At 47.3% G+C, this 18,928-nt stretch carries 14 protein-coding genes; 11 read left to right on the top strand and 3 right to left on the bottom strand.

Features of this window, described 5'->3' with window-relative positions:
• The first annotated feature begins 76 nt into the window (after nucleotides 1-76).
• Nucleotides 77-1,114 carry a zinc-binding dehydrogenase gene (locus tag H8S88_RS05175; protein WP_125329525.1) on the top strand — a complete coding sequence of 346 codons (1,038 nt, stop codon included), beginning with the start codon at nucleotides 77-79 and terminating at the stop codon, nucleotides 1,112-1,114.
• Nucleotides 1,115-1,168: 54 nt separating this feature from the next.
• On the opposite strand, the gene H8S88_RS05180 is transcribed toward H8S88_RS05175, so the two are convergent.
• Nucleotides 1,169-3,883 carry a DEAD/DEAH box helicase family protein gene (locus H8S88_RS05180; RefSeq protein ID WP_236128074.1) on the bottom strand — a complete coding sequence of 905 codons (2,715 nt, stop codon included), beginning with the start codon at nucleotides 3,881-3,883 and terminating at the stop codon, nucleotides 1,169-1,171.
• A 157-nt stretch (nucleotides 3,884-4,040) separates the two neighbouring features.
• Between H8S88_RS05180 and H8S88_RS05185 the strand changes: the two genes are divergently transcribed.
• The 4 genes from H8S88_RS05185 to H8S88_RS05200 all read left to right on the top strand — a co-directional run bounded on the left by H8S88_RS05185 (nucleotide 4,041) and on the right by H8S88_RS05200 (nucleotide 8,067).
• A complete protein-coding gene (locus tag H8S88_RS05185) occupies nucleotides 4,041-4,805 on the top strand; it encodes a nucleoside phosphorylase (RefSeq protein ID WP_236128075.1) in 765 nt (254 codons plus the stop codon).
• Between the two features lie 31 nt (nucleotides 4,806-4,836).
• Nucleotides 4,837-6,219, top strand: a complete 1,383-nt coding sequence (locus H8S88_RS05190) for a TrkH family potassium uptake protein (protein WP_195612184.1) — start codon at nucleotides 4,837-4,839, stop codon at nucleotides 6,217-6,219.
• 9 nt (nucleotides 6,220-6,228) lie between these two features.
• The gene (locus H8S88_RS05195) at nucleotides 6,229-6,897 is read left to right on the top strand and encodes a potassium channel family protein (RefSeq protein ID WP_195612182.1); all 669 of its coding nucleotides are present in this window, start codon (nucleotides 6,229-6,231) and stop codon (nucleotides 6,895-6,897) included.
• A gap of 405 nt (nucleotides 6,898-7,302) precedes the next feature.
• Nucleotides 7,303-8,067 (top strand): CPBP family intramembrane glutamic endopeptidase, encoded by a 765-nt coding sequence (locus tag H8S88_RS05200; RefSeq protein ID WP_195611639.1) that lies wholly within the window; start codon nucleotides 7,303-7,305, stop codon nucleotides 8,065-8,067.
• A gap of 125 nt (nucleotides 8,068-8,192) precedes the next feature.
• Here H8S88_RS05200 and H8S88_RS05205 read toward each other — a convergent pair whose 3' ends face one another.
• Nucleotides 8,193-8,339, bottom strand: a complete 147-nt coding sequence (locus H8S88_RS05205; protein WP_195611577.1) for a hypothetical protein — start codon at nucleotides 8,337-8,339, stop codon at nucleotides 8,193-8,195.
• Nucleotides 8,340-8,359: 20 nt separating this feature from the next.
• On the opposite strand from H8S88_RS05205, the gene rexB reads away from it, so the two are divergent.
• Genes rexB through H8S88_RS05220 form a run of 3 tightly spaced genes read left to right on the top strand, consistent with a single transcriptional unit; the run spans nucleotide 8,360 to nucleotide 15,620 of the window.
• On the top strand, nucleotides 8,360-11,638 hold the full coding sequence (gene rexB / locus H8S88_RS05210; RefSeq protein ID WP_236128076.1) for an ATP-dependent nuclease subunit B: 3,279 nt from the start codon (nucleotides 8,360-8,362) through the stop codon (nucleotides 11,636-11,638).
• Nucleotides 11,635-15,318: a helicase-exonuclease AddAB subunit AddA gene (gene addA / locus H8S88_RS05215; RefSeq protein ID WP_236128077.1), complete on the top strand. Its 3,684-nt coding sequence runs from the start codon at nucleotides 11,635-11,637 to the stop codon at nucleotides 15,316-15,318. The genes rexB and addA overlap by 4 nt, the downstream gene beginning before the upstream one ends.
• Nucleotides 15,315-15,620 carry a DUF4298 domain-containing protein gene (locus H8S88_RS05220; RefSeq protein WP_125329514.1) on the top strand — a complete coding sequence of 102 codons (306 nt, stop codon included), beginning with the start codon at nucleotides 15,315-15,317 and terminating at the stop codon, nucleotides 15,618-15,620. The genes addA and H8S88_RS05220 overlap by 4 nt, the downstream gene beginning before the upstream one ends.
• Before the next feature lie 317 nt (nucleotides 15,621-15,937).
• Here H8S88_RS05220 and H8S88_RS05225 read toward each other — a convergent pair whose 3' ends face one another.
• A complete protein-coding gene (locus H8S88_RS05225) occupies nucleotides 15,938-16,108 on the bottom strand; it encodes a DUF3042 family protein (protein WP_003002781.1) in 171 nt (56 codons plus the stop codon).
• 83 nt (nucleotides 16,109-16,191) lie between these two features.
• On the opposite strand from H8S88_RS05225, the gene miaA reads away from it, so the two are divergent.
• From miaA to H8S88_RS05240, 3 genes are read left to right on the top strand one after another with little or no spacing between them, the layout of a single operon-like run.
• Nucleotides 16,192-17,082 carry a tRNA (adenosine(37)-N6)-dimethylallyltransferase MiaA gene (miaA, locus tag H8S88_RS05230; RefSeq protein ID WP_048691348.1) on the top strand — a complete coding sequence of 297 codons (891 nt, stop codon included), beginning with the start codon at nucleotides 16,192-16,194 and terminating at the stop codon, nucleotides 17,080-17,082.
• Nucleotides 17,069-18,319 carry a GTPase HflX gene (gene hflX / locus H8S88_RS05235; RefSeq protein WP_048691349.1) on the top strand — a complete coding sequence of 417 codons (1,251 nt, stop codon included), beginning with the start codon at nucleotides 17,069-17,071 and terminating at the stop codon, nucleotides 18,317-18,319. The genes miaA and hflX overlap by 14 nt, the downstream gene beginning before the upstream one ends.
• Nucleotides 18,303-18,923: a cystathionine beta-lyase gene (locus H8S88_RS05240; RefSeq protein ID WP_398578234.1), complete on the top strand. Its 621-nt coding sequence runs from the start codon at nucleotides 18,303-18,305 to the stop codon at nucleotides 18,921-18,923. Before hflX ends, H8S88_RS05240 begins: the two co-directional genes overlap by 17 nt.
• Nucleotides 18,924-18,928 lie beyond the last annotated feature (5 nt).

Consider the following 18,928-nt stretch of genomic DNA (forward strand, 5'->3'; position numbering starts at 1 on the left):
AAATCAGGAAGTGGGCTAGAGCTCGATAAAAAGTGTATACTGTAGATAAGTAAGCAATAGAAAGTAGGTTGTTCCTATGAAGAAAACAGTCTATACAAAAGCTGGGCAAGTGGGTCTAGTAGAAGTAGAACGTCCGCAAATCGAAGCGCCGGATGATGTTATTCTCCGCATCGTCCACACATGTGTCTGTGGATCCGATCTCTGGAGCTACCGCAATCCAGATATTGAAGCAGGGCATCAAAATAGTGGCCACGAAGCCATTGGGATTGTCGAAGAAATCGGAGAAGCCATTACAACGGTCAAACCAGGAGACTTTGTCATCGCACCTTTCACCCATGGTTGTGGGGAGTGTGATGCCTGTCGTGCTGGCTACGATGGGACTTGTGACCGTCATATCGGCACCAACTGGTCTGATGGGGTGCAAGCGGAGTACATGCGCTTCGAATACGCCAACTGGGCCCTTGTCAAAATTCCAGGGCAACCATCAGATTATACAGAAGCCATGCTCAAATCTTTCTTGACGCTGGCAGATGTCATGCCGACGGGCTACCATGCGGCGCGTGTAGCAGACGTGAAGCCTGGTGACAAAGTAGTGGTCATCGGGGACGGTGCCGTTGGTCAATGTGCAGTGATCGCAGCCAAGATGCGTGGTGCGTCTCAAATCGTCCTTATGAGTCGCCACGAAGACCGGCAACAGATGGCTTTGGAATTTGGTGCGACAGCGGTCGTAGCGGAGCGTGGCGAAGAAGGGATTGCCAAGGTCCGTGAAATCCTTGGTGGCGGAGCAGATGCGGCCCTTGAATGTGTCGGTACCGCAGCAGCTGTCGATCAAGCCCTTGGGGTCCTTCACAATGGTGGACGTTTAGGTTTTGTCGGCGTGCCTCATTACAATAATCGTGCCCTTGGTTCGACCTTTGCTCAAAACATCTCGGTGGCAGGTGGAGCAGCCTCGGTCACTACCTACGACAAACAGTTCTTGCTTAAGGCTGTCCTTGATGGCGATATCAATCCAGGACGTGTCTTCACCCAAAGCTATAGCTTGGACGAAATTGATCAAGCATACAAAGACATGGATGAACGCAAGACTATTAAGGCCATGATTGTGATTAACTAACGAAAAAATCTAGTAGAAATCATCTACTAGAATTTTTTATTGTGAAATAAATTCTTATTTCAAATTTGACAACACTTGTTTCTTGGTGAAGGTACGCTCTTGTTTATTAGCTAAGGCCTTAATGCGCGCATCTAGGAGAATAGCGCGACCTTCCGCACTTCGGGTATAGACGAGGTCATACTTGCCTATACTCTTTCGGATTTGCGCCACAAAGGCTTGGGCATCCTCTTTCCGTTTGTCAAAGAGGCTTGGTACAGCGAAATATTCTGTCTGATCGGACACCTTTTCCTGTGCTTTCAAGATATAGCGCTGATTTTCAATCGGTGCGAAGAATTCGATCATGGTTTGCGAGAAGAGTTCCTTCTCCCGCATGGTTCCGCCCTTCAAATAGATCAGCGTGTTGATGGCATCCTTTCTGTCTCGTACGACTTGGATGCGGGTTTCTTGGGTCTGGATCTGGCCAGAAAGGAGTAGGGCTTGGTGGATAGCCTGGCCAAAGACTTCTAGCCGTTTATAAGGGCTCTTATAGAGATAGTAGCGAAGCCAAGCAAGGAGTGCGGGGACAGCTAAGAAGAATAGAAGAATAAGAGACGCTTTATTCCCTCCTCCTCTATGTGAATAGTAAATCAGGTTGGCGAAAGCATCGGTCAAAGCAGCGGCCGTCAGCCAGCGAGCTAGCTTCCTGGCGTCAAAAAATAGGGCCAGGGGCAGGAAGTGTTTATCCACTTGGACCTCATTTGCAATCTCCATATTCTCCAGAATCGGCAGGGCTTTTTGCCAGCCATCCCGGAGTTCTTGACGATGGGTGGAGCGCTCTAAGGTTTCTTCATTGAGTTTCTGCAACTGTTTTTTGGTATAGCGGATATTGTCAAAGGCTAGACGTTCAATACCAGATTCGATGAAGGGCTCTTTGTAATGGAGACCTAAAAATTGCTTCATCCGTCTTTCTAAGAGCTCCAGATCAGGACTGTATTCTTTCAACTGATCAGTGATGGCTTCGATTTCTTCCTTTTCAAGATCGGACTTTTCATACCATTTCTTTAGGGAAAGATTGATGGAGACCAGGTGCCAGATATTACTAGTCTTGTCTGGCTCCTGAGGCCACACTCGGATGGCACGGCCTCGCATTTGGTTGCTGAGCATAAAACTGCCGACAAAGCTCGCTAGGATAAGGGAATTGACGCAAGGAGCATCCCAGCCTTCTCCTAGAAGTGACTTGGTTCCAATGACGACTTGAATGAGCCCTTCTTGAAAGAGCTGGGTCACGGCTGTCACCAAATCATGTTGAGAACCAACCAAGCGAACCTTGAGAAAGTCATCAGGAGATAATTGGCCGACACTTTGGTAAGTCAAACGATTCTCTCCTAGAAGTTCTTCTAATCTTGGCTTAGCGACCGTAGGGATGATGACGATGCTACCGATTAAGACAGCGATGGCAGGAGGAGTTGCTTGCTCTAAGCTTTCCCTGCGGATAGATTCGAAATAAGAGAGCACTCCCAATTGAGTAAATTGGGCGTCCTTATCCCCGAGATGAACTTCAAAGTCTTGGCGAATATAGTCTGTTAGGACCAGTTGGCGCAGTCTGCTTCCAAGAGCCTGGTATTCGGTCTTGAAAATTTCTCGGACAGCATTTAGTTTTCCGAGGGATTGGTTGAGCAGAAGGTCTTGTTTTTTGTTGCGGACCAGTTTGACTTGTTTTCGATCGATCAAGCTGGCTGCTTTTAATTCATGAAGCAGTTGCTTCTCGTATTCCTCAGGTAGATTGTACCAGTGAGGTACCTGAAAGAGCAGGCCTTGCAGGAGAATTTCAAGCCAGTCCAGGGTGAAAGCAGGTAGTTTCTTGGCTCCTAAAAGGTCCTGGAAACGTTTGGGAAAGGCGATTCCCTTGCTTCGAAGAAAGATCAGGGTAGCAGAGAGATACTTGGGCTCATTGAGCAATTCATCATCGCTGATCTGACCCGATAAGGCTTGGCAGGTTTGGAGGTTTTGGCAAAAGAGGGGATCGGAAGTCAGTTGCTGCAAGAGAGCATTCTTTTGTTGGCTAAAAGCATCCAACTGCTCTTGCTCTTCCTTGGTTGGAAAGGCGAAGTAGACATAGTCTTGGTGGGGACAAAGGGTGTCTTCCTTGACCAATTCGGGAACCGTAATTTCCTCATCAATCTCACCACACATGCGGATATAACGATCCCAAAGGGCAGGATCTCCTTCATAGGGCGGGGTAGCAGTAAGGGAGATCATTTTTAAGTCAGGGAAGGCTTGACGAAAGGCTTCCAAACTTTTCCACCATTCATTGCGTAAGTGGTGACACTCGTCTAAACAAAGGGTGCCGAGTGAGATGGCTTTGAAAGTAGTAAAGATATCAAAGCCTTTGAAATCAAATGTTTCAATCTCTGCCTGGTCATCGGTATCCTCAGCTTGTGATTGACCGACGACTTGGTTCATGGCGCTGTGTAGAGCCTGATAGGTAGCCACTGTAATCAGCTTAGGATGTTTGAGGTCCTGAGAGATCAATTGCTCCGCTTGGCTTTCATCACTCAAGAATGCTTGGATAATCCGGTCCACCCATTGTTGACGAATGGTGACCGTAGGAGCCAAGATCAGGGTTGGCTGGCCGAAGCGTCTGATAAATTCGATTCCCAGGGTTGTTTTTCCAGAGCCAGGAGCTGCTACCAAATGTAGGTGGCCATCCGCCATAAAAGCGTCACTCTTATCGAGAACGCGTTCTTGATAGTGTCTCCATTGGCCTGTAAAGGCTAGTTCTTGTAACATAGGTTTCCTCCCTTGTACTGTCCCCATTATATCATAGTTGAAAGTATTCAGTTATATGGGGAGTTGCTGTGGAAGGGAAATAGTCCTTTTTGCTATCTTTTCTTGACACCGGCTAGATGGACTTATATAATATTACAAACAAGTTTGGAGGCAACAAATGATCCATAAACATGAAATTCCTATTTTAGAGTTTGACGACAACCCACAAGCAGTCATTATGCCGACCCATGAGGGGTTAGAACTGCACCTACCTGAAAAATGCGTTTATGCTTTCTTAGAGGATGTGATTGACCGCTTTGCAAAAGCTGTTAGTGCTAAGCAAGTAGCTAGCTTTGTCTCAGCTACCAAGATCTATCCGGTTTATGTCATGGAGCACCAAGGAGAGGATATCTGCTTGGCGCAAGCGCCAGTCGGATCTGCCCCTGCTGCCCAATTCATGGATTGGTTGATTGGCTATGGGGTGAGGAAGATCATATCGGCAGGTAGCTGTGGCGTCTTGGTGGACATGGAAGAAAATGCCTTCTTGATCCCGACCAAGGCCTTGCGAGATGAGGGAGCTAGTTACCATTATGTAGCGCCTTCCCGTTATATCGAAGTGGATAGGCGAGCACTGACCGCTATTGAAACGGTCTTGAAAGGAAAAGAAATTCCTTATCAAGAGGTCATGACCTGGTCGACGGACGGATTTTATAGAGAAACGCCTGATAAGGTCGCCTATCGCATCGAAGAAGGGTGTAGTGTGGTGGAGATGGAGTGTGCCTCTCTTGCTGCAGTGGCCCAGCTTCGTGGGGCGGTTTGGGGCTTGCTCCTATTTACCGCAGATTCTCTTGCCGACCTGGAAAATTATGATCAGCGTGACTGGGGATCTGAGGCATTTGAGAAGGCCTTAGAATTATGCCTAGAAATGATTCATCACTTGTGAGTCCAATCCACTTTTATGATACAATGAAGCTATGTTAGTCAAATCATTTTTTAAACAGTGGCAGTCCAAGATCAAAGGTCTGTCTCCGGCAAGGCGGATCTTTTTCAGCTTTGCCTTGGTTATCATAATCGGCTCGCTCTTACTGAGTCTGCCTTTTGTCCAGCAAGCAAGCTCAACAGCAGGCTATGTCGACCATCTTTTTACAGCGGTATCCATGGTCTGTGTGACAGGGCTTTTTACCCAGTCGGTGGCTTCGACCTATAATGGTTGGGGGCAATTGATCTGTATGCTTTTGATCCAGATCGGAGGCCTAGGTATCTTGACCTTTATCGGTCTCTTCTTTATGGAGAGCCGACAAAAGCTCAGTTACAAGGACCGGCAGACCATCCGGGACAGTTTTAGCTTTAGGAATAACCAGAGCTTGGCCCGTTTTGTGCGCTCCATCTTCATTACTACCTTTACCATCGAAGGGTTGGGAGCCTTGTTCCTCATGACCCGCTTTATCCCTCGCTTCGGCTGGGGCCATGGAATCTTTAACTCTATCTTTGTCGCGGTTTCCGCCTTTTGTAATGCGGGCTTTGATAATTTTGGGGGCGATAGCATGATGAGTTTCCAGACTGATTGGCTGGTCAACCTAACCTTGTCTGCCCTAATTATCACAGGCGGTTTGGGCTTTATGGTTTGGTTTGACCTCGCTTCAAAGACTCGTAACCAATCCGGACGACGGACTCTTCGCTTTCACACCAAGGTGGTTCTCTGGTTAACAGCTGCGATTCTCCTCTTTGGGACAGTAACCAGTCTCTTGACCGAGTTTGATAATCCAGCAACAATTGGGTCTCTGCCATTGGGAGAGAAGGTCTTGGTCAGCTTTTTCCAGACCGTCAGCATGCGGACAGCCGGTTTTGCCTCCTTAGATTATACAGCAGTCCGGCCAGTGACACTCTTTATCTATCTCTTGCAGATGTTTCTAGGTGGAGCACCAGGCGGGACAGCAGGAGGGATGAAAATTACGACCTTCCTGGTTTTAGTTCTTTTGGCTCGCAAGGAACTGCTCGGGTTGCCACATACCAATTTAGGAAAACGAACGATCGCGCCAGACATTGTTCAACGTTCCTTTGGGACGGCGGTGATTTTCCAGTTGACCTTCTTACTGGGTCTATTAGGAATCTGTTTGGTGACGCCGGATGGCCAACGCTTTATCTATTTGGTCTTTGAGGTGGTATCCGCTCTAGCAACAGTCGGAGTGACGGCTAATGTGACCTCAACCTTAAATGGAGCGGGACTAGGCATCATCATGATTCTTATGTTTATCGGACGGATCGGTCCCTTGACCCTCATGGTCAGTTTGAACAATTACAAAGCCAAGAAGGCAGATGCCTTGCAGTATGCCAAGGCAGACATCATTATCGGATAGGAGAGACTTATGGCAAATCGAACCATTGGAATTCTGGGATTAGGGATTTTTGGACAGAGTGTCTTAAAAACCCTGCAGGACCAGGATGTGGATATCATTGCAATTGACGATCACGAAGATGTGATCAACCAGTATGAATCCATGATTACAACTGGAATTGTTGGAGATATTACGGAAATGGACCTCCTGGATGCGGCAGATATTGGGAACTGTGATACAGTCGTTATCGCGACAGGTGAAAACCTGGAGTCCAGTGTCCTAGCTGTCATGCACTGTAAGGCATTGGGCGTTGAGCGAGTCATTGCCAAGGTCAAGAATGAAGTGACCAAGGAAGTCCTTGAGAAGATTGGGGCTGATTTGGTCATCTTACCTGAGGTAGAAGCCGGGATGTCCCTAGCCAAGATGATCCTCTTCCAACACGGGATTGAAGTCTTCCAGTTGGATGAAGCAGTGGTGGTGGCTGAGTTCACGGTTCCAGCTAGCTGGGTAGGAAAAAACCTTCAAGACTTGGCGGTCAGAGAAGAGTACCATCTCAATATTATTGGTTATCGAGATGCGGAAGACCAACCGCTTCAGATTCAGCTTCATCCTGACTTTATTTGGCCGGAAGGGGTGCGAGTAATGGCAGTGACAGACAACCAGTATCTAGATAGAATTCAAGACCTCTTAGAGGAATAGAAATAAAGAAACGACCAACTGGTCGTTTTTATATAGACAAACTGTTCTATACATAAATTAACCTAGATTATTCTTCAAAGAAATCAACGATTTCTTATTTTAAAGTCTTTTCAATATAGATTAAAACTTTCCGCCGTGAGAAAAGTGCCTGAAACTCAATTGTTTCAGGCACTCGGGAGTTTTGAAACATTAGGTTCAAAACTAAGTCATGGAACTTCGTAGAAGTTCGCTGACGTCCGTACTCACATAAGGAAAGTTATTAATAAAATTTATCTTTATATTGTAATAACAGCAAATTATTTATAACAATTTTATTACTAGCTAAGAATTAAAGTTTCTTTAAGCATATTCTTTTATAGTAGAACTACCAAAAATACTTCCAATGTGGGAATAGAAGGATGAATGATGAAAATTCTTAAGTTTATACGTCCAGAAAAGCCTTTAAAAGAGCTCAAATGGTATGATATCGCTATTGTGACCACCATTATGTTTGGGCAGTTTATTGTCTGGTCGACGCAAGCCTTTATAGCAAGCTTTCAGCCGGTTGCTCAAGCCGTTAGCACAGCCACGGAGACAGCTACCAATACTGCCACGGATGGGGCAGCATATTCCAGCAACTTCACCTTGCAGATCATCTTATTAGCCATTGCCTTGGCTTACTTGCTTCTCAGGAATTTCGATTTTAAACAGCTGCCGATTCGCTTCAAATGGTCTGTCCTCTTTTGGGTACCCTTTATCTTTGCCATCGTCGGTTTGTTTGGGGATATCGTGACAACGGTGAGCGGAGAGTATGATTACTTCAATGTTAATCTCTTTGCTTATATTGATCCCATGCAGATTATCCACAAGTTCTTAGCACTCAGTCCCATGGCGATTGCTTATGCCTTGCTCAATGGTTTCTACGAAGAGTTCTTCTTCTTAGGAGTCATGACATCAGTTAATCAGAAGTACAAGTGGTGGGCCCTGGCTTATTCGACCTTGATTCGGATTTCCTTCCATACCTACCAAGGTTTGGTTTGGGCAGTGGTCATCGGTGTCATCTATGGACTCTTCTATTATGTCCTCTACAAAAAGGTGATCAAGAACCTCTTGCCATTCTTCCTCATGCATGCTTTGGCCGATATGTTTGGCTCTAGCATACTCTATCTCTTGATCAACTGGGGAAGCTAAAAAAATAGTTGAAAAGAGAGTGGGACAGAAATCGGTAATTCGATAGAATTCGATTTCGTTGTCCCACCTCCGCACAGTTGAGTAGGGCTGTAAAAGCTGATGAAAATCAGCGTAGAAGAGCCCACTCAACCACTGCGTCTTGCTCGATAATTCAAAGACAATTGATAGGCTAGGATTTTTGTCCCAGCCTCATTTTTATCTGCTTTGACTTGCTTGAACTCTAGGAAAATCCCTGTAGAAAAGGCGCAAAGATGGTATAATAGAACTATCATTTTACAGGAATCCTAACATTATGAAATTAGTCTATACAGATATTCGAACGCCTTTAACCCAGGTTTTGGTAGATGAAGCCAATCGCTTGGTTGCTGAAGGGAAGCGGGTCTTTTATATCGCGCCCAACTCTCTGTCCTTTGAAAAGGAAGGCAAAGTCTTGCAACTCCTCGACCAGAAGGCTTCTTTTGCTATCACCATTACGCGCTTTGCCCAGATGGCACGCTATTTTACCCTCAATGAAAGCCACCAGCAGGAGTCGCTCGATGATATCGGTCTCGGCATGCTCTTTTTTAAGGTGCTTTCTCAGATGCCGGATGAAGAGCTCAAGGTCTATGCCCGTCTCAAGAAGGATCCCCAGTTTATCCAACAATTGATCCAGCTCTTTCATGAATTGCAGACTGCCCAGATGACAGCATCCGACTTGGATGCCTTGCCAGATCAGGAAAAGAGAGAAGATCTGGTCCATATCTTGAAGGCTGTCCAAGACCAGTTAGTCGCAGGCGCCTTTGAGTCTGAGTCTAAGCTGGCTAATTTTGCCTCTCACCTTATCAAGGGAGATTTGGATGAGGAGTTAAAGGATTTGGCCTTAGTGATTGACGGCTTTACCCGTTTTTCAGCCGAGGAGGACTACCTGGTTCATTTGCTACATGACAAGGGTGTCGAGATCATTATCGGGGCCTATGCCAGTGAGAAGGCCTATCGCTCGAGCTTTCGTGAGGGCAATCTCTACCAGGCCAGTGTCGATTTCTTGCTAGACTTGGCTAGGACCTACCAGGTCACACCAAGCTACGTCGGTCAAGGAAAAGAGGATGCCTTTAGCCGCATGACGCGGATCTTGGAAGCTCGCTATGACTTTACAGAAGTCGATTTAGAGCTGTCTGATCAAGATCGAGAAGCTGTAGAGATTTGGACCTGCAACCATCAAAAAGAAGAGCTAGAAGCCGTCGCTCGCTCCATTCGCAAGCGCCTCTATGAGGGGGCTCGGTACAAAGACATTCGGGTCCTCTTGGGAGATGTGGATGCTTATCAACTGCAGCTCAAGACCATCTTTGACCAGTACCAGATTCCTTTCTATCTTGGAAAGAGTGAATCCATGGCCCAGCATCCTTTGGTTCAATGGGTGGAATCCTTAGACCGCCTTCGACGCTACCGTTTTTTGACCGAAGATGTGATCAATCTCTTGAAGACAGGGCTCTATGAGACGCTGACACGAGAGGAAATTGACCATTTTGAACAATATGTTCGCTTTGCAGAGATCAAGGGTCTGGCTGCCTTTTCTCGTGACTTTACAGCCAACCACCAGGACAAATTTGACCTAGAGCGTCTCAATCAGATTCGCCAGCAAGTCATCAGTCCCCTGCAGGAATTTTATAAGACCAAGAGCCAGACTAGCCAGGGACTGCTGAAGAAGTTTGCCCAGTTTTGCCAAGATGCCCAGTTAGCGCAAAACATGCAACAGTTGGCCAGTCGTGGTTCTGAGCAGGAGATGGAACGCTATGATCAAGTCTGGAAGTCCTTTAGCCATGTGCTAGAACAATTTGCCCAGGTCTTTGATCAAATCAAGGTAACCTTGGATGATTTCCTTAGCATCCTCTTGTCAGGGATGTTGTTGGCAAGTTATCGGACGGTCCCGGCGACTGTCGATGTGGTGACGGTTCAGTCCTATGATTTGATTGAGCCTTTATCAGCACCTTATGTCTATGCCATCGGCTTGACCCAGGAGCGCTTCCCTAAGATTGCCAAGGACCAATCCTTGCTGACGGATGAGGAGCGCCAGTTCTTGAACCAAGCCTCAGACGAACAGGCCAATCTCCAAATTGCCAGTCAGGACAACTTACGGAAGAATCGCTTCGTCGCCCTGTCCCTCTTCAATGCAGCCACCAAACAATTGGTCTTGTCTAGCCCTATTTTAGTCAACGAAGTGGATGACAAGATGTCCCCTTACTTGCTCGAGCTGACCAAGGCACCGCTCAGTCTACCCGTCATTGAGAAGAAGGCAAGGGCTTCTAGTGAAGATATGGGGACTTACCAGGCCCTCTTAGCTCGACTGATTGAATTGCACCAGGGAGAAATTGACCAGGAGTTGAGCAAGGAAGAAGCTACCTTCTGGGCAGTTGCCATTCGTGTCCTTCGAAAGAAACTAGATGCAGAAGGCTTGCACATTCCGCAAATCAGCAAAAACTTGACAACCAAGGTCTTAGAGGATGAGACGCTAGAAGCCCTTTACCCTAAAGATCAGGCTTTGTCTTTATCTGCCTCAGCCCTCAACACCTACTACCAAAACCAATACAGCTATTATCTCCACTATGTCTTGGGCTTGCAAGAGGAGTGGCACTTGCGACCAGATGCGAGAAGCCACGGGAATTTCTTGCACCGAATTTTTGAACGGGTGCTAAAAGATCCTTCAGAAGAAGATTTTGATGAGCGCTTGAACAAGGCCATTAGCGAAACCAGCCAGGAGACAGAGTTCGCCCTCCTTTATCAGGAGAATGCTATGGCTGCCTTTTCAAAAGAATTGCTCCTGGATACGGCTCGGGCAACGGGACGTGTCCTCGCTCACAATGATCGCATTGAAACCATTGGAGAAGAAGCTCTCTTCGGCCAGGCAGATCGTCCCTTCTTAACCCTAGAAGATGGTCGTCCGCTCTTGGTCAAGGGCAAGGTCGACCGGATTGACCGGCTATCTGACACAGGAGCTTTGGGAGTGGTGGACTACAAGTCCAGTGAGACCAAGTTTAACTTTGAGAAGTTCTATAATGGTCTCAACTCCCAGTTGCCAACCTATCTGTCTGCTATCAAAGACTTTCAGGCCTTTGATCCTGACAAGGGGATCTTCGGAGCCATGTACTTGCAGATGGTGGATCCTTTGGTGCCTCTCAAGGATACCAAGGCGGTCGATGATGCTGTCCAAGCCGTTCTAAAAACCCAGCAATACAAGGGCCTTTTCTTGGCAGATCAGGCCAGCCAACTAGGGGAGAACTATGAGAAAAACAAGGCTATGCTCCTGAGTCAAGAGGAGCTAGACCTGCTCTTGCTCTACAATGCCCATCTCTATCAAGAAGCAGCAGAGGGAATTTTGTCTGGTAACTTTGCGATTAACCCTTATACTGAAAATGGCATAAGCATTGCTCCCTATGTAGAACAATACAAGTCTATTACGGGATTTGAAGCCAATCTCCACCTGGGACAAGCCCGCTTCTTGGAAAAATTGGATCCAAGTCAGTACGAGAAACGCCCAGTCGGTGACAAGCTCCGCCAGGCCTGGATAGAAAAAATGAAGGAGGAATTGAATCAATGAAACCAATTGAATTTTTAAGTCCCGGTCAGATTCAAGACCTCCAAGTCCAGGAGGCCCAGTCTGACAAGGAACCAAAGCGGACCCCTGAGCAGATAGAAGCCATCTATTCGTCAGGGACCAATATCCTGGTCTCGGCTTCGGCTGGTTCTGGGAAGACCTTCGTCATGGTCCAACGGATCCTTGATCAATTGCACCGGGGAATTTCCATCCAGCAATTGTTTATCTCAACCTTTACCGTCAAGGCAGCGACTGAGCTCAAGGAACGGTTGGAAAAAGAGTTGGAGAAAAGTCTCAAGGCTAGCCAGGATGAGGAGCTCAAGCACCACTTGGCCCAACAAATTGCAGAATTACCAACTAGTGATATAGGAACCATGGATGCCTTCACGCAACGCCTGGTCTCTATATATGGCTATTTATTAGGCCTCTCGCCGACTTTCCGCATCCTCCAAAGCGCGAGCGAGCAGTACTTGCTCAAGAATGATTGTTTTGAACAAGTCTTTGAGCGCTTTTATGAGGAGCAAGGGACCGACCGCCTCTTTAGTCGTCTGGTCAAGAACTTTACAGGAAAGGGCAAGTCGCTAGCTGGTTTTAAGGACCAGGTTTATGCCCTGATAGACTTCCTCCAATCCACTGCGGATCCCCAAGCCTGGCTTGAGGAGTCCTTCCTCAAAGGCTATCAGGACCTGGACTATGATGAAGCCTTGGACCAGTTGGCCCAAGAGGTAAAAGAGCAGCTCTTTGAACTGGAATCTTTCTTTACCTTCCACCTGGCCAATGAAGGCCAAGCCTTTTCAGGGGCCAAGTACCAAGAGAATGTCACCGCTATTCAAGACTTAATTGCTAGTCTCAATGAGCAGTCCAGCCAGGAAGCCATCTTTGAGGTCTTGGAGCGGGTGGTCTTGATCTCCCGTGCCAGCGGAGGACGTAGCCTGACCATTACGACACGAAAAGAAGACCTGAAAGAGCTAGCTACGGCCTTCAATGATGAACGCAAAGAACGCATCGAAGCCTTGCGGGCAGCAGCTTCCCAGCACTACCAGCTAACCTATCAGATTCGATTCAAGGATGAACCCTTGCCTTTGCTGGTCTTGCTCAGGGACTTTGTCCAAGCTTTCTCTACTGCTTATTTAGAGCGCAAGAAGCAAGAAAATGCCTTTGAATTTGGCGACATCAGCCATTTTGCTATCCAGATCCTTGAAGAATTCCCCCATATCCGTAGTCTCTATCAAGAGCGCTACCACGAGGTCATGGTCGATGAGTACCAGGATACCAACCATACCCAAGAGCGGATGTTGGAACTCTTGTCCAATGGCCACAACCGCTTCATGGTGGGAGATATCAAGCAGTCCATCTACCGATTCCGTCAGGCAGATCCTCAAATTTTTAATGACAAGTTTAAGGCCTATCAAGAAGAAGGGGCTGATGGTAAGTTGATCCTGCTCAAGGAGAATTTCCGTAGCCATGTAGAAGTCTTGGAAGCGACCAACCATGTCTTTGAACGCCTCATGGACGAGGAAGTTGGGGAGATTCTTTATGACCAGAGCCACCGCTTGATTGCGGGCAATCCGGATAAGAAAGAGCCGACACCCGCCTATGAAACTGAGTTCCTGCTTTACGATGGCAGTCAGGATGTGGCTGAAGCAACTGAAGACGAGGAGCAAGAAGGGGATAGCCTATCCTCAGGTGAAGTCCTTTTGGTCATCAAGGAGATCATCCGCCTCCACAACGAAGAAGAGGTTTCCTTTAAGGATATCACACTCTTGACGGCGTCTCGGACTCGCAACGACAAGGTGCTTTCAGCCTTTGAAGCCTATCAAATTCCTATCGTTGCAGATGGAGGAGAGGAAAACTACCTCCAGTCCGTTGAAGTCATGGTCCTTTTGGACACCCTCCGAACCATTAACAATCCCTTGCAGGACTATCCCTTGGTGGCCCTCCTGAAATCAGCCATGTTTGAGTTTGATGAGGACCAGTTGGCTCGTTTAGCCTTACAGGGAGTTGAAGGCAAGAAGGCAGAGAATCTCTATGAGAAACTGCAACACGCCCTAGACCTGACAGGGAGTGCTTCTCATTTGATCGATTCCAGCTTGAGAGAGAAGCTCACCCGCTTTATGGAGACATTGGAATCCTGGCGTGAATATGCTCAGACGCATTCTCTCTATGACCTGCTCTGGAAGATTTACCAAGATCGCCACTATTATGATTATGTGGGTGCCCTGCCAAATGGAGCCCAACGGCAGGCCAATCTCTATGCCTTGACCCTGCGGGCAAATGACTTTGAAAGCTCTAGTTTCAAAGGTTTGCCACGTTTCATCTCCATGATTGATAAGATTTTGGAAAACCAACACGACTTGGCCAATGTCGCCCAGGCAGTTCCTAAGGATGCTGTCCAACTCATGACCATCCATAAGAGCAAGGGACTTGAGTTTCCTTATGTCTTTATCCTCAATACTGACAAAAAGTTTGTCGGCAAGGAACTATCGACCAATGCTGTCATCAGTCGGAAAAATGGGGTCGGGATCAAGTATGTTGCGAATCTCCCCGTCGAGTCAGATCAAGAGGGACTTCCCGAGTCGGTACGCTTGGTCATTGAGACCCTGCCTTATCAGCGAAATGTTGAGGAAATTCGTCTAGCATCCTTGTCGGAACAGATGCGCCTCCTCTATGTCGCTATGACCCGGGCAGAGCGCAAGCTCTATCTGGTGGGCAAGGGCCGGCAGGATAAGTTGGAAGAGAAAAAATGGGGATCCAGTGTCAATGGACGCTTGAGCCCAGCTCTTCGTAAGGAGAACAATTGTTTCCAAGACTGGCTCTATGCCATCCAGGCAGTCTTTGCCCAGCAACACTTGGCCTATCAGACCCGCTTTGTGACCGACCAAGACTTGACGCCGGAGCAAATCGGTCACTTGGAGTTGAAGTCTTCTCTCCCAGTCGATGACCTCAAGGACAACCGGCAATCAGAAGAGATCCGCCGTGCCCTGGATGTCTTAGAATCAGTGGACCGGCTCAACACCCAGTACCAAGCAGCCATCCAACTTCCGAGCGTGCGGACACCAAGTCAAATCAAGAAATTCTATGAACCTATCCAAGATGTCGAAGGAGTGGACTTCATGGAAAAAGCTGACCTCCCATTACCAAGCTTTGACTTTCCAACCTTTGGCAAGGAAGAAGCTGTGACAGGAGCAGCAGTCGGTAGTGCTCTGCACGAATTGATGCAACGGATCCCATTGATGACGGTTCCAACCATGGAGAGCCTAGCAATGGTTCTCCAAGAAGTCAATGCCAGCCTAGCTGTCAAGAAGCGAATCGACCTCAAGAAGGTCTTGGCCTTCTTCCAGACCGACTTGGGGCAACTCTTGCTCAAAGAGTCCGACAAGGTCTATCGTGAAGCACCCTTTGCCATGCTCAAGACGGATCCAGCTAGTGGCCAGGACTTTGTGGTCCGGGGGATCTTAGACGGCTACCTACTATTGGAAGATCGGATTCTTCTCTTTGACTACAAGACAGACCGTTACCGGAATCCTCAAGAATTGCTGGATCGCTACCAAGCCCAACTGGAACTCTACGCAGAAGCCCTCCGCCGCTCATATGGTGTGGATCAGGTTGAATCCTATTTGATCTTACTGGGTGGTGAGCAGTTGCAAGTCGTTTCTCTAGCAGATAGAAAGGACAACTCATGACCCCAATTGAACGAATCCAAGAGATGGAAGGTCATCTCAACACCTACCAAGGCTTAATCCAAGAGCTTGAAGCATGTTTGAAACGGATAGAAGCTGGCCAGTCTAGCTATATCGCCCTTCGTGATTACTACACTAGCCAGGTCTACATGGACGATGTCGAATTGTCCAATCAACCAGACTTCCCTGAAGAGGTCTACTGTGGAGTCTTATCGGAAGATGCCGTCTACGATTTGTTGGACGAGCACTACCAAATGGCAGTAGAGATGCTAGATCTTGCCACCAAGATGTTGAAAGAACGATAAGAACACAAAAAAACTCCGGTTTCCCGGAGTTTTTAGATTAAAGATAAATTCTTCTGAAAAACTTTCCTTAGGTGAGTACGGACGTCAGCGAACTTCTACGAAGTTCCATGACTTAGTTTTGGACCTAAGGTTCCAAAACTCCCGTGTGCTAGAAACAATCGTGTTTCTAGCACTTTTCTCACAGCGGAAAGTTTTTGACTTGCTTAAAATCTTAAATAATAAATAACTTTTTTGAAAAAATTATCTAACCAGTAATGTAAAAATAGTTTGTCTACATTCACAAAAAAACTCCGGTTTCCCGGAGTTTTTTCTTTTGATTAGTGTGATACACGACGACGTGCTGCTTTTTTGCGGTTTTCTTCGATGAAAGCTGCTTTTTGTTCTTCAGGCTCGATTACTTTTTTCTTGAATGTGTAAACTGCACCTGCTACAGCAGCAACTGTACCAGCAACACCAGTAACAAAACCTTTACCAAATCCTTTAGCCATGAGAATTTCTCCTTTTTAGAACTTTAAATTTTTATGTTATAATATATGGTAACGAAAAAATGCGATTTTTGCAAGGAAAAACGATGAAAAACAAGATAATTGTGATAGTGGGACCGACCGCTGTTGGCAAAACAGCCCTCGCTATCGAGGTGGCCCAGCGCTTTAACGGGGAGGTCATCAGCGGAGATAGCCAGCAGGTTTACCGCACCCTAGATATCGGAACAGCCAAGGCCAGCCCAGAAGAGCAAGCAGGAGCTCCCCATCATCTGATCGATGTTCGCGAGGTGACAGAGACTTACTCGGCCTATGATTTTGTGACAGAAGCCAGCCAAGCCATCGAGGAGATTCAAGAACGAGGCCACCTTCCCATTATTGCTGGAGGGACAGGCCTCTATGTCCAAAGTCTCATAGAAGGCTATCACCTAGGAGGGGATGTTGCCCACGAGGAAATTCTAGCCTATCGGGAGTCCTTGTCCCCTCTCACTGATGAAGAACTGTTTGACCGAGTAGCGAAACAGAGAATTGAGATCCCGCAAATCAATCGCAGACGGGCTATGCGGGCCTTGGAAATCGCCCATTTCGGTCAGGACTTGGAAAATCTAGCTCCAGCCTATGAAACCTATATCATCTGTTTAGATGATGATCGCCAAGCCTTGTATGACCGCATCAATCGACGGGTGGATTTCATGGTTGAGCAGGGCTTGTTAGAAGAAGCCAAAGGGCTGTATGACAACCATCCTGAGGTTCAGGCGGCTAAGGGGATTGGCTACAAGGAGCTCTTCCCTTATTTCAAGGGGGAGCAAAGCCTTGAAGAGGCTCTTGAACAGCTCAAGCAAAATACGCGCCGTTTTGCAAAACGCCAGTTGACCTGGTTCCGCAATCGGATGACGGTCCATTTTTACCAGATTGGAGAAGAAGGCTTTAAGGAGCGGATTCTTCAAGATATAGAAAGATTTTTAAATGATAGAAACTGAGAAAAAACAGGAGCGGGTCCTCATTGTTGGTGTCGAGCTCCAAGGCATGGAGAATTTTGACATGTCTATGGAGGAGTTGGCCAGTCTAGCCAAGACAGCCGGGGCAGAAGTCGTTGGCGTCTACACCCAAAAGAGGGAGAAGTACGACAGCAAGACCTTCGTCGGCTCTGGGAAGCTAGAAGAGATTGCCCAAATGGTCGATGCAGATGAGGTTTCGACCGTTGTCGTTAACAACCGTTTGACCCCTCGCCAGAATGTGAATTTAGAAGAAATCTTAGGTGTAAAGGTCATTGACCGGATGCAACTGATCTTGGATATCTTTGCCATGCGGGCTCGAAGCCACGAAGGCAAGCTCCAGGTTCATCTGGCCCAGCTCAAGTACCTCTTGCCTCGTCTCGTGGGTCAAGGGATCATGCTCAGCCGTCAGGCCGGGGGGATTGGTTCCCGTGGACCGGGAGAAAGTCAGTTGGAGTTGAACCGCCGGAGTGTCCGCAATCAAATCACCGATATCGAGCGTCAACTCAAGGTGGTCGAAAAGAACCGTGAAGTGGTACGGGAAAAACGCCTAGAATCCCCCATCTTTAAGATTGGCTTGATCGGCTATACCAACGCTGGCAAATCAACCATTATGAATGCCTTGACCAGTAAGACCCAATACGAGGCAGATGAACTCTTTGCGACCTTGGATGCGACCACCAAGAGCATTCATCTAACAGGCAATCTACAAGTAACTCTGACAGATACAGTCGGCTTTATTCAGGACTTACCGACAGAGTTGGTGACCAGCTTTAAGTCGACCCTGGAAGAAAGCAAGAATGTGGATCTCTTGGTCCATGTCATTGATGCCTCTGATCCCAATCATGAAGAGCATGAAAAAACAGTTCTTCAGATTATGAAGGATTTGGAGATGTTGGAGATTCCACGCTTGACTCTCTACAATAAAGCTGATAAAGTCGCGGACTTTACACCGACCCAGACACCTTATCGTCTGGTTTCGGCCAAGGATCCCGATAGTCGGACTAAACTGCAGGACATTCTACTTGAAAAGATGCAGGAGCTCTTCCATCCCTTTACGATTCAGGTTCCTTTTGATCAAGCCTACCGCATCCATGAATTGGAGACCATTGCCATATTGGCTGAGCGTTCCTATGAGGAGACTGGTGAGGTCATAACAGGCTACATCGCCCCCAAAAATGCATGGAGACTAGAGGAGTTTTATCATCATGGATTATCTTAATATCGCCCTCAGCTATGGTGGCTATACCAGTCTCGACAAGGTCTATTTGGAGCGGGTCTTAGCGGGATTGACAGAAGAGCAAAAGCTCCAGTTTATCACGCCACCGCCCAGTGTCATCAATGCCTACTTTGCTGAGCTTTACCAAAAGAAGAGCCCCGAAGCAGCAACAGACTACTATGAACAAGTCACTGAGGCCTTTGATCTCTATCAGACGAGTCCCAGCTTCGAGGAGGACAAACCCTTTGTCCGTCTCAATCTGTCTGGCAAGGCCTATGGCTTTTGCTACCGAGAGAAAGGATTGGCTCAAGTCTTTGCCCAGCAAGCAGAAGCTATCAGCATGGATCTCTTGTTTGAGATTGCGCAAATCTTTCCTCACTACCTCGTTTATGAAGAGGAAGGATTGATCTTGATGCGCCATGTTACGGATCGAGAGGTGGTGGAGACCAAGGAATTGTCAGCTTTGTCTCAATTTGAAGAGTTAGCAGATGGCAGCATCCGCCTGACTGGCTACAACCAGGACGAATTGGCCCAATTGGCTAGGGCCTACCCAGGAAAAATCGCCGTTCGATCGAAAAATCGGACCGCTATGATCTATATAAGTTAGAAAGA

It is taken from the genome of Streptococcus sp. GS001 (genome assembly GCF_021595565.1).
In the GTDB taxonomy this organism is placed as follows: domain Bacteria; phylum Bacillota; class Bacilli; order Lactobacillales; family Streptococcaceae; genus Streptococcus; species Streptococcus xiaochunlingii.